The sequence below is a fragment of the Faecalibacterium sp. 7 genome (assembly GCF_049562865.1).
GTDB lineage: Bacteria > Bacillota > Clostridia > Oscillospirales > Ruminococcaceae > Faecalibacterium > Faecalibacterium wellingii.
In genome coordinates this window covers 1,682,504-1,694,217 of record NZ_CP186911.1, presented here as the reverse complement: position 1 = coordinate 1,694,217, position 11,714 = coordinate 1,682,504, and the positions used below count along the sequence as shown (strand labels likewise).

At 47.4% G+C, this 11,714-nt stretch carries 12 protein-coding genes; 3 read left to right on the top strand and 9 right to left on the bottom strand.

Going from position 1 to position 11,714, the window contains the following annotated elements; all coding sequences use genetic code 11:
• Window position 1 precedes the first annotated feature (1 nt).
• The 6 genes from ACKXF7_RS08275 to ACKXF7_RS08250 all read right to left on the bottom strand — a co-directional run bounded on the left by ACKXF7_RS08275 (window position 2) and on the right by ACKXF7_RS08250 (window position 7,031).
• Window positions 2–1,072: a hypothetical protein gene (locus ACKXF7_RS08275; RefSeq protein ID WP_423741045.1), complete on the bottom strand. Its 1,071-nt coding sequence runs from the start codon at window positions 1,070–1,072 to the stop codon at window positions 2–4.
• A 17-nt stretch (window positions 1,073–1,089) separates the two neighbouring features.
• On the bottom strand, window positions 1,090–1,569 hold the full coding sequence (locus ACKXF7_RS08270; protein ID WP_423741044.1) for a hypothetical protein: 480 nt from the start codon (window positions 1,567–1,569) through the stop codon (window positions 1,090–1,092).
• A gap of 15 nt (window positions 1,570–1,584) precedes the next feature.
• Window positions 1,585–5,133 (bottom strand): BREX system P-loop protein BrxC, encoded by a 3,549-nt coding sequence (brxC, locus tag ACKXF7_RS08265; RefSeq protein WP_423741043.1) that lies wholly within the window; start codon window positions 5,131–5,133, stop codon window positions 1,585–1,587.
• Window positions 5,134–5,149: 16 nt separating this feature from the next.
• Window positions 5,150–5,701: a DUF1788 domain-containing protein gene (locus ACKXF7_RS08260; RefSeq protein WP_348583021.1), complete on the bottom strand. Its 552-nt coding sequence runs from the start codon at window positions 5,699–5,701 to the stop codon at window positions 5,150–5,152.
• 10 nt (window positions 5,702–5,711) lie between these two features.
• The gene (locus tag ACKXF7_RS08255) at window positions 5,712–6,323 is read right to left on the bottom strand and encodes a DUF1819 family protein (RefSeq protein WP_348583020.1); all 612 of its coding nucleotides are present in this window, start codon (window positions 6,321–6,323) and stop codon (window positions 5,712–5,714) included.
• Between the two features lie 372 nt (window positions 6,324–6,695).
• Complete coding sequence (locus ACKXF7_RS08250; RefSeq protein WP_418266517.1) at window positions 6,696–7,031, bottom strand: helix-turn-helix domain-containing protein; 336 nt, start codon at window positions 7,029–7,031, stop codon at window positions 6,696–6,698.
• A gap of 229 nt (window positions 7,032–7,260) precedes the next feature.
• On the opposite strand from ACKXF7_RS08250, the gene ACKXF7_RS08245 reads away from it, so the two are divergent.
• Entirely contained in the window at window positions 7,261–7,455 is a 195-nt protein-coding gene (locus ACKXF7_RS08245) for a DUF3873 family protein (protein ID WP_097778304.1), read from the top strand.
• A 61-nt stretch (window positions 7,456–7,516) separates the two neighbouring features.
• On the opposite strand, the gene ACKXF7_RS08240 is transcribed toward ACKXF7_RS08245, so the two are convergent.
• The 3 genes from ACKXF7_RS08240 to ACKXF7_RS08230 form a co-directional block, all read right to left on the bottom strand.
• Window positions 7,517–8,899 (bottom strand): relaxase/mobilization nuclease domain-containing protein, encoded by a 1,383-nt coding sequence (locus ACKXF7_RS08240; protein ID WP_423741042.1) that lies wholly within the window; start codon window positions 8,897–8,899, stop codon window positions 7,517–7,519.
• Between the two features lie 51 nt (window positions 8,900–8,950).
• Window positions 8,951–9,244 carry a hypothetical protein gene (locus ACKXF7_RS08235; RefSeq protein WP_423741041.1) on the bottom strand — a complete coding sequence of 98 codons (294 nt, stop codon included), beginning with the start codon at window positions 9,242–9,244 and terminating at the stop codon, window positions 8,951–8,953.
• 102 nt (window positions 9,245–9,346) lie between these two features.
• The gene (locus tag ACKXF7_RS08230; protein ID WP_423741040.1) at window positions 9,347–10,177 is read right to left on the bottom strand and encodes a replication initiator protein A; all 831 of its coding nucleotides are present in this window, start codon (window positions 10,175–10,177) and stop codon (window positions 9,347–9,349) included.
• Between the two features lie 97 nt (window positions 10,178–10,274).
• On the opposite strand from ACKXF7_RS08230, the gene ACKXF7_RS08225 reads away from it, so the two are divergent.
• A complete protein-coding gene (locus tag ACKXF7_RS08225; protein ID WP_423741039.1) occupies window positions 10,275–10,952 on the top strand; it encodes a recombinase family protein in 678 nt (225 codons plus the stop codon).
• Between the two features lie 153 nt (window positions 10,953–11,105).
• Complete coding sequence (locus ACKXF7_RS08220) at window positions 11,106–11,696, top strand: sigma-70 family RNA polymerase sigma factor (protein ID WP_423741038.1); 591 nt, start codon at window positions 11,106–11,108, stop codon at window positions 11,694–11,696.
• Window positions 11,697–11,714: the final 18 nt, after the last annotated feature.

Sequence of the window (11,714 nt, the reverse complement as noted above, 5' to 3'; positions counted from 1 at the left end):
CTCACACAATCCCTTTCAGTTCTTTTCTGTCTTCTGCGGTTAGTCGATTTTCAAATGTGAGGAAATTATAATACGCTAAAAAAAGCTGAATACAGTCCATTCTGCGAACTTTTCGGTGAAGCATTCCATGGTCAACAAAGTTTCGATTCATAACGGCAGGCTGCTCCTTGAAATCATTTCCGTTAGCATAAAGCACTGCCAATGCACAAAAAAGATTTTCTCTCGTCAAATTGCTGAAAAACCAAACTTTAATATCATCTTCATGAACTTCATTATACTTGTTATTGATTCTATTGACAGCAGCAGCCCCACTATATCGAGCAGGCTTTCTTTTAGTCTTTTTCGCTGATTCCAGATTCTCTTTTTCGGTTTTGGGACCGCCCTGCAACCGAATAAGTCTTCCATCGATTAGGGAATACAACATCATCGCACATGACTTGTAGCAACGATTATCGAAGTCCTTAATCGCCTCCTCAAAATCGCTTCTTTTGATCTTTTCAACGGAATCAAACGCTTTCCAGAATTCTTCCATTTGCTTTTTTGTTCTGAAGCAACTTAGGGCCTTTTCGTTTGCTTCCTTGCTTGAAGTTGGTGCAGTGTTGAAATATTTGAAATTAGCATGCGGAATAACCGTCCATCCATAAGCGCCCCACTGCCGGAATGCTTCTATTCGTTCTTTCTTTTTGTCTTCTGAAAGACCTGGGATAACTATGGCGTTCCAATCAATTCGGGTGTTTATGATTTGCCCTAAATTGGCCTGAATTTCCTTCAGATTCCGTATGAATGTAGGAGACTCCCCCATTATGGTTGCTGCTATTGAGGCAACAGCTTTGCTTATAGATAACGATTCCGGATTGACTATCGGCTGAACTAACCTCAAGAAATTGGAAGTTCCAGCAACGTTACCGATTGTTTTGGCCAGTTCAAAGACTTCTTTGTGATTTGTCGTAGCAATTCCAATGCTCTGTATAAGATCGTGGTATGGATTCATCCTCTCGGAGAGCCCTAACATCTGAATTTGTTCGAGAGCCTTTTTTATAGAGCTAAAATTATTTTTCTCGATTTCATCCATATAGCAATCCTCTGTTCTTACCTATCATCATCCTGCGCTCCAAATACACCATCTAACATTTCGTCAAACTCCCTGTCTGTGGCAAATGTTTCCACATCAAACTTTTCTAACTCATCATAAGAAACTGTTCTATCTTTTGAATAAACAAACTTTGCCGCCACCTTACAAAGATAAAATTCAGCAATAGTCAATAAAACAGATGACACAATCACCAAAGCAACATTCATAAATTGTGGATACTTACACTCCGGGCTGAACGCTGCGATTCCATATCCAATCACAAGATCGAAAAAAGCAACAATATTCAGATAGATTGCGTGTGCACTTCTTTGCAGTTTTTCACAGGGGAGAACACAGTTGTTATCATTATCCCGTTTAACTATATTGGATCCAGGAAAGCAACTACGTATAACAGCTTCTCGACTTCCGTTAATATTATTCAAGAGTAAAACCAATGCTCCTGCAACTTGAAGGGCCAGCATTGCAATAAAAGCCATTTGTCAAATCCCCATTTAGTTCAACTTGATCTCGTCGCAGCCGTCCAGTAGATTCTGAAGCTGGCAGCGAATCTTCTCCACATAAGCATCGATATCCGCATCATCCCGCAGGGTCTTGGCAGGGAAAAGAATCTGGCGGCTGTAAGATTTCACTTTTTTCTGCCTTGGTGCCGGAGTAACAACATCCTTCTTTTCTGCGGCCGGCTTTGGTGCTGGTGGCATCAGTGCAATCTCAATGTTGCTAACAGCATCATCCTTGTACTTGCTCAGCGGGATAATCATACCGTCCAGCAGTGCAATGCTCTTACATTCGTTGATCTTCGTCTTGTACCCGTCAAAGTAGGTGTCAGATTTGCGGATAATGTCCATCGCCTTGGGATCGCCGTCGGCGGCGGTGTGGGTAGCTTCCATACACTGACGTACAGTTTCTAGGATCTCAGAGCGTTTTTTATCCAGCATCTGGTCATGGGCTGTACGCACCGTTTGCATCAACCCATTCAGCTCCGGAATGCGCTTATAGTTGAACTTCTGCCCAAAAGATGGCACTGTGATGATAAGCCGAATCTTGTTCAGGGCCTCGTATGCCGCCGCATCCTGCGCAATGCGGTCCAGATCCGCCTGCATCTCGTGTTCCAGCCGTGCAGCATCATCAAAGGTGCCGACCTGACTCTTGAAGAAGGTCTCTACATTGCCCATGGCATCCTTCTGATCAAAGAGGTCGTCCTCTTTCTTGAGCAGATAGTCGATCAGCGCGATGTTGTCCTTCTTCTGGTTCAACACTTCCTGCGTTGCAGTAATAGCGTTGTGCACTATTGTCTGATCCGGGTACTTGTGGGTATCATCGTACTTCTCGTTCAGTTTGTTATAATGCTGCAGCTGATTTCCGAACTCATCGGCAATAAATTTAACCAAACCGTCTTCGTCCGCAGGAACATCCATGACATCGAAGTAATCCCGCAGAAGGTCCCGCACAGCCTTCATTTTGGTTGCCGATACCACCACGCGCTTGCTAATGGATGTTTTACCCACCTCACTCTTTTTACGGAGCATGTCAGGTAATTTGGCGTTGTCCGGCTGGATGGTAGTGCCTGCATATTTGATGGTTACCTTCTGATTCACGATCAAACGCGCCACCACATAAGCAATGTCGATTTCCTTCCAGCCATAGGGTATACTGCTGAACTTGCTCTGCACATCCGCCATGGAGGTCGGCAGGTGATGCATTGCCTGCATCTCAAGATATTCTTCCACAGCTGCTTTCGCATCTCGGTTGGGGTCAGCTTCTGCAAAAACGACATCTGCACCAGAAAGCACCGCCATAATTTCGGCATCGGTATCTGCGTTTTTCCCAATCAGGTCCAACTTGCTGTAAACATGCGAGACCAGATACTCCATCGTCTGGTCAATTTTGGCCTTAGCATTGCCGCTCTTAATGTCCAGATGTTCACCATCGGCGTAAAATTTTGCGTTTTCAATAGCCTCTACCAGAGCTTTGCTGGCTTCAGCTTCATACTTGGTTGCTTCTTCCTGTTGGCCGCGGATAATATCCTGAGCACTCTTGGGCATCTGGCTGACATTCCGCTGTTTGACATATTTGCGGATCTTCATGGATGCTTCCAGTGATTCATAATACGGCGTATCGCCCAAAACTACAATCGCCTCGCTGCCTTTGGAGCTGTTCATCAGGCGAAATTCCGTTTTTTCCGTTGCATCAGAAGCTGCCGTCAAAAAGCGCAGGCGCATGCCGCCTGTGGCGATGCCGTACATAGTGTTATCCACCATTTGGTCAAACGGGAAGTCGCACTTGCCATAGCGGAACTTTTTTGCATCATAGATCATACCAAAAATAATCTTTGCAATGTCCCCAACAATAGCGCCCGTATCCACCTGTGTAAGGTTGATTTCTTTTTGGATGTCCTGTTCTTCACCCGTCAGGAAGTTGTAGGTGTCACCAGTACGGCCGATGTAGTTCTGTCCCATCAACCGATCCAAGCTGCCGCGCAGCTTTTCGCGCATAGCAACCTTTTCCAGACGAATGTCGTCCGCCATCAAGATCACAAGGTTGTCCAAGTTGGCCGGAATATCCTCATTGACATACCGGATCAGATAGAGAAGTTTCAGAACATCCACGTCCATTGGCTCCAGACCATCGTGATTTTCTACAGCTTTGCTGCAGCGGTCAATCACGTTGCGAATAGAGCTATCCAGAAAAGAATGTACAGTATCATAGAAGCGGAACAGTGGCACCAATGCAAACTCGTTCTGTTTTTCCACTTTCTGGGCTGCTTCCTGGAAACCGCTCAGCATGGAACGCTCGCCGCCAGAGAAGTGCTTACCCGCATTGCCGTGTTTGCGGATCTCCACAAAAATTTTCTGCATGATGAGAAACTGGTATGGAACGAACGGAAAATCCTCTGCAAATTGTGCAGGGCCAGAGAATCCTTTGATGTCCGGCATTGCATTTGTAAAGCTGAACAAGTTGCGCATCCCGGAGCTTTCTTTCTCATAGACCGCATCCAGCGTTCTTTCTGCTTCCGGAGTCTTTTTCAGAATACGCTTCTGGATTACTTCGTCTACGGAAGAAGAAGAAAGGCTCAGACGAGTTTTGAAACGAGCCTGGATCCGAGAGAATTCATCTGCGCGTACCTTGATGATCTCATCAATAGCTTCCTGTCCGGTACAGACCACCCAGACTTTTCCTCTGCATTCACTGCCGATTTTTTCCACCAAAGACTGCAGATTCAGCAGCATATCCGTGTCCGTGCCAACATACTGACCCGCTTCGTCCACCATAAACAGAAGGCGGAAGTTTGCAGGTTTTGTTCTGACGTATGCATTGATGTCGTCTACAAGCTGTGAAACAGAGAGTTCCGTTGCGCTCTTATCGTTAAACCAGTTATTTGCATCCTCTTCACTGATATCCAATGCTTCCGCCAATGCAGGTTTAATGACCTTTCCATTGAATGCAAACGCCTTGCGCACTTCTGCCCAGGGCTTGCCCTTCTTTTCTTCAACCAGACGGCAAAATTCATCCATCTTGCCCTGCTGCGTAATGTACTGCTCCAGCATAGCAACTTTAAGATTGCTGCCAAAGAATCCCAGATGATTATAGAACACCTTAGCAAAAACACGTAAAACGGCTGTTTTGTCCTTATTGATAGAGCCTTCATAATCGATATTAAACAGAATCGTCTCGGTTTCACCTTTGGTTGCACGATCCACCTGCATAAAGGTACCGGGGTCATCCTCAAATTTTTTGCGGAAACGCTCCACCGTACGAATGCCATTAACCTCTTTGTTTTCCAACAAGTATGACAACATTTTCAAGAAGTGAGATTTACCGCTGCCAAAAAAACCGGAGATCCAGACTCCTGTATCTGCCGTTGGTTCGTCAAATGCTTCTGCATAGGTATTGAAAAAGTCTGCAAAATGCCGCTTCAGCTCTCGTGTAATAACGTACTCGTTCAGTTCCTGTTCCAGGACCTTGTTCTCGTCCTCGTCAACCTTGACAACACCGTTAATTTTACGGTTGATGTCTTCTACAAACATATTCTGTATAACCAACGCTCTGTTTCCCCCTTCACACAACGTTAAATGCGCGATAGTAATTGTTCGGCTTCAGACAGTTGAACAGCCGCAGCTGCTGGTCGTTAAATGTTCCCGGGTAAAACACAAGCACCGGCCTCTCTGCAAACAATGATGCTTCCAGTAACGTATGAATTCGCATAAATGGAAACGCTTCTCCAACGCCAGTCAAAACCAATACTTCTCCCGGCTGGAACGGCTCGCTCTGAATTTTCTGCACAATTTCATCGACTCCAATTGTCGATTGAAGCTGTTCCAACAGATAATCATGGCCGTCCTCTTCTTCCATATCGGGGATTGTATCTAAAATATCCATGCCTTCACAAATCCCTAGGAAGATTTGATATAAATTACAGATCCGCAACTGACAGCCCAGTGTCATATCTGTAGATAGCTGTTCAATGAAATGTCGAACCGCCATTTCATCTCTCGGTTCATAGCAGAAGATACGAATATTCACTTCATTGCTAAGACCTTTTCCTTCCAGGAAGTCTTGACTCTGAATCATCTGCCGAACGTTATCAAGGCGTTTTTGTATGTCACCCATTAAATTTTCCTCACTCAAAACGGTTAAATGCGGGCAATACCGCCTGATCCCCATTTGTAAGAATCACATTTTCCAATTCCGGATAAAGCCAAACCGGGTTCAAATGGCCTGCTTTTATATCATTCAGGTAATCATTTTCCCTTAAAATTCGGTTCAGAACCGATTTTAACTTTTTAACTGTAGATTCACTCCAACCCGCGATGGCTTCATTCTGTTCCTGTAGTCTTGTGAAAAAGCTTGTCAGATCAAGTTTTCCATAGCTGAAATCCTGGTTTCGATATTTTTCCCCAATAACTGTTACCATAAAATCCCAGACAAGCCTATTATCTTTCATAATCGCATAAAGACAAATTTGTTTTGCCTCTTCAACTGGATGCTCTGCAACATTCCGAATCAGTCGTTCACTGCTCAAAAGATTTAGCCGTCGATAGCACGCCCGTACCATACCAACTGTCATACGTTCAGTTGGGTACTGAAAGAGGTTATCTTTTGTAATTATGTCCGTTATTTCTGATTCATTTTTTCCATCTACCATAAATTTAGCGACAATACGCATTTCGTGGAACAGAAACTGCTCTCGTGTCAGAGAAGCCTTGTAAGAACTGTCCAAAGGGCATATCATACCGGGGAACCTCCTGAAATCCGTGAATAACCGATGTCTTTGTATTAAGCAAGTACAAAAATCCATTATGATATCATCATATATATTTTACACTTGTAATCAGTTAAAATCAATGAAAGAATACCAAAGACTACAGCGACATTGTTGCGGCAAGCAGGGCGTCTGTCTATACAAACGCCATTTTTGCTTCGTAAAATGCTTGTTGGGAATTCCCAAACCCTTTGTGATCTGCATCGTACCGCTGCAGGCTGCGCGTTCCTGCCGAACGCTTTTTTGATGGAGTTCATGATTCAGTGGTATATTCGCTGGGCACAGACCCACTTAAAAGAAAAAGTGCCGACAATGATTTTGTCAGCACCCACTGTAACCTATTTACTTCTCTTTGATGTACGGTATGTTATCGATATATGCGTTCAAAATATCGGTTGCGGCTTTCTTCTGCCCCGGTGTAAGACGGCTCAGCTTCCGGTTCAGCTCATCATCTGCCACATAAGATGCTGGGGCTGCGGTGTCCCGGATCAGCACATCTGCGGGAACATCCAATGCTTCAACGATCCGGATGAAAGCGTCCAGGCTTGGCGTCTTCACCCCACGTTCCAAATCACCCACATAGTTTACAGACAAATCTGCTTTCTCGGCCAGTTTATCCATTGTCCAGCCTTTTTTCCTGCGTTGTTCTCTGATTCGTTGGCCTAAAAGTGTTTTCATAACATCCTCGCATTCTATTGGCGTTAGTTACACACCACTAGAATAAAGGCCGTGCATTTCTTTATACGTAATCAGTTGGCGTTTGTTCAACTCTATTAGCGTTTGTTTCGGACAGAAAATTTTAGAGCATTTCTTTGTTCAAATCATCAATGGCCTTTTTGAACCGGGCATGCTACAATAGCAATGTTGTGCAATGCACATCAAACAAGAATAAAAGGAGCTGCCGAACGTGGATTCAATCTACCTGCTGCCCGGCGAAGAACGCTGTGTCAATTTCAGAGATTCCGATGGCATCCCAAAGGTACACTACACATATTGTTCTTTGCACGGCAGACTTTTCAACTGCACCTGCCGCTCAAAGGACGAAGCGCAGCGGTTATGTGAGGATTGGCTCGTCACGCAGGACCGCTGCTATATAAACTAAAAAAGCCACCGAGGATTCTTTCCCAAAACGGATTGGGATCGAATCCTCGGTGACTTTCGTTTTATCGGGTCTGCTGCTGTTCCTGTTCGCTCCTGTTGTCTGCAAAAAACATTTCTACGTTTTTCTGTGCCTTCATCAGCTCCTGCATCCTCTCTCGTGCTTTCCGATAGCTCGGATATTCTGCTTTTTTCTTTTTCAGAAGCTCAACATATTCGATGCTCAGTTCTTTTATCTTCGGAAGTTTTTTCAGCCCAGCCTCATCGAAAGCCGCTTTGGCCGCCTTGTGCAACGCAATGCTCTCCCGATTTGCTTCCAAGAATCGCTTGCTGTATCCTGCTTTTCGATAGGCCTCATAGATGGACCTTGTTTTGGCATAGTTGATAATGTGCGTTTTCATTACCGCAATTTCTGCCATCCGCGCTTCCGCAGCTTTGATGGAGTCGCCCAGTTCGTGATAGCGCATCGTTGCAGCACGCACCTGTTCTTCCATTTCATCCATGCTCCCGATTTTGTTTTCCTGCAGAAAAATCAGCGTCTTGGACATCTCCTTCAGGTTGTACCGCTTCGCCCAACGCGCATAGCCGTCTCCCTTTCCTTCAGCCAATTTTGCCTGAATATCCACCAACATCTGAAATTTCTGTTCCTGCACCAGATGTTTTTTCCTCGGGCAATGCTCTGCTTCTCCGGCGAGGACCGCTTTTAATTCTTCCTCACTGTATCCCGCCCCCAAAGTCCGAAACCGGATGAATCGTTTTTGCCGTACACCTTTCACCGATGTGAATTTTCCGCGCTTGACCTCATATCCCTGCTGTTCCAGTTTTTTCAAAAATTCTTCGTAACTGCCCGGCTTGTCCGCAAGGATGCTGTCAATCACACCGCACAATTGATCGCGGTTGCTTTCTTTTGGCGGGTAAAGTACACGCTTCTGCCGCTCCCGGTAGGGCTTTATTTCAATCACAGACAGGCTGTGTTCCAGGCAAATCAGGTCGCTCAGCCGCTGCACAGCCAACCCCGACAGCAAAAAGTCCCGGAATTTACGGCTGCAGTCCAGAGCCGTAGAGTTATAGATAATGTGATTGTGAATATGCTCCCGGTCGGTGTGCGTAGCAACCAGAAAAGCATACTTGCCTTTTGTAAAGCGCATCGCCAACTCATAACCTACTTTGTTGGCTTCTTCAGCGGTGATTTCTCCGGGTTTGAAGGACTGCCGAATCTGATATGCAATCACGTCATTTTTCTGTCTGCGCCCTGTAACAAGTTCGTACTGCCGCTTGGACAGCATAAATTCTTCATCTACAGTCAAGGGGCTGCATTTATAGCTGCTTACAAGCTGCCCCTGCTCCGTTTTATCCGGGTTTTGTGCATAGTCGGTGCGGCTTTTCAAGCAAGCCGCAACAGACTTTCCCTTGTTTTTATGCAGCGCAATCAGCCGTGTTGCTGCCACCTCAAACCACCCCCATAAAGAAAAAGCCGCCCGAAGGCGGCACATTATCCATCAGGATTGACGGAACAACTTTTCAAAATCAGCGGCCCCGGCCAGATACATTGCCTGATATCGTACGCTTTCCAGCTCATTGCAGATCTCATCCAACTGAAGATACTGCTTCCATGCTGCTTCGCCCACCATTTTCCGGTGTGCGTCTTCCGCTGCTAGTTTTTTCCGCAGGAGTTCGTGATACCATGCATTGCTTCCCAATTCATCCCGAAAAAGCGTTGCCTCACGGTCATTGAAATAATCCAGCATTTTACCTTTATTCATCGTTTCCTCCATTACAGTTCCGTAAGCCATTTGCTGAATCGCTCGACGGCTTCCACAAGCGCCGTTCCTGCCACGATGAGCAAAAAGCACCCGAACTCTGCCACAAAAAGGATCAGGAACTGTGTCCATTCCCTACAATAAAGAGTATAAAGTCCGCAGCCAAAAATATACAGCATCGGCAGCGCAAGCACAAATGCCGACAGATTCAATGTCAATTTCAGCATCAGCGCAAAGAAAGCCGTAAGCAGCGAAAACGGAAGAATAACCATTCAGCTTCACGAATCGGCTGCGCACGACCTCCGCGGGCTTGTCATCCCCTGCCACCCGCAGCATTCTGCGTTTCGAAGAGCAGGTGTCCACCAGAAGATTCACGATTTGATGGATGGTATCCTCCTCATCCGGGCAGACCCGGAGCAGCAAGTCCACCTCCAACGATTGCATAAAATACGCTTCCAGCCGTGTGCGCTCATCCGGTTCGTCCTCCGCGTCGGAAGAGAAAGGATCAGGTTCACTCCCCTCGGTTTTATTCCACTCAATCTTATTTCCTCGTGATTTTGCCGTCTCCGGCTGCGCTGAATCCGCGGCACCGGAACCGTTCTTTTCACGATTCCGGAAACGCGGGTCTGCAAAGTTTTTGACGTAAATCAGATTGGGTTTTCCCAGCCCGCGCCGTTTGCGCTCAATCAGTCCAAACTTTTCCAATTCCCGGAACAGTTTGGTAGCCTTGTTGTCTGCGCAGCCCAGTGCATCCATCACTTCCTGCACAGGAAAAATGATATACACCCTTCCCTGCTCATCCAGCCATCCGTTTTTCACCGACAGCCCCATGCGGTCCAGCAGGATGCCGTACAGCGTTTTGGCATCGGTGGACAGGTCCTTGAATTTTATGTCCCGGAATAAAATTTTGGGCACCCGGAAATACGAGAACATCTCGCCCGACTGCCCATAGAAATAGTCAAACATCCTGACTTCCTCGCTTGTTCTGCCTTGTCACATCCTTGACACCTCCGTTCGTAGTATGATGAAATATGTATGACTATCGTTATTTTTCTTTACAAAGATGGCCTGCCATGCTACAATAGCCGCATCTACGGCCACCGGGCAACAGGAAAGGAGTATCTCATGGCCAAAACTGCCGACACCATTGCCATCTATTCCCGCAAATCCCGCTACACCGGCAAGGGCGAAAGTATCGGAAATCAGATCGACCTCTGCCGCGAATATATCCGCACTCACTACGGCGATGCCGCCGCGGAACATGCCGTTGTCTTTGAGGACGAGGGCTTTTTCCGGCGGCAACCTGAACCGCCCGGATTTCAAAAAGATGATGACTGCGGCCAAGGACCGGAAATTCAAGGCCATTGTGGTCTACCGTCTGGACCGCATCAGCCGCAACATCAGCGACTTTTCCAGCCTGATTGAAGAACTGGGACGGCTGGGCATCGACTTTGTGTCCATCCGCGAAAGTTTTGACACGTCCAGCCCCATGGGCCGCGCGATGATGTACATCGCGTCGGTGTTCAGTCAGCTGGAACGTGAGACCATTGCGGAGCGCATCCGGGACAATATGCACGAGCTGGCAAAGACCGGGCGTTCGTTCACCCGGTTTTCCATCAAGTCGATTTTGCAGAATCCTGTCTACCTGATTGCAGACAAGGACGCCTATCAGTATTTTGTGGACAATGAGGCAGAACTGTTCGCCCCGGAGTCCGGAAAAAGGGCAAGCCCTCCTTCATAAATTGCAGTAAACCGTTTATGATGCTTTGGGGAGGGGTCGGCATGTTTTTATCTCTTCTGCAATTTTTTGCCACAAAATTTCTGGTTCTGGCGCTTCATCTGGAAAGCGGCAGCTTTCCGCGGCCCCTCTCTGCCCGGGAGGAAGCCGAAGCCTTTGCCGCACTGCGTGCCGGTGACCCTGCCGCGCGGGAAAAGCTCGATCCGGCACAATCTGCGTCTGGTGGCACACATCGTAAAAAAATACTACGCCCTGCCCGGCGATCAGGACGACCTTGTTTCCATCGGAACCATCGGCCTGATGAAAGCGGTGGACACCTTCGACTCTGCCCGCCGGACACGGTTTTCTACCTACGCCAGCCGGTGCATTGAAAACGAGCTCCGGATGCAGTTCCGGCGGGAGCGCAAGACCGGCGGCACTGTCTCTCTGCAGGAAACGCTGGAATCTGATGAGGCTTCCTCTTTGACTCTGGCCGATGTTCTGCAGGACAGCTTCTGCATGGAGGAAACCTGCGAAAAGCAGGCCGAGATCCGCCGGGCCAGACTGCTTCTGGACGGCCTGCCCGCCCGGGAACGGCAGATCATCCTGCTGCGGTATGGCCTTGCCGGCCAGCCGCCGCTGACCCAGCTGGAGGTGGCCGGGCTTCTGAACATCAGCCGGAGCTATGTCTCCCGCCTTGAGACCCATGCATTGGAGCTTCTGCGTCAGCGCTGGAACGCCCCGGACACAAAAACAGCGCAGAGGTGAGCGGCGTGCTCTCCCCTG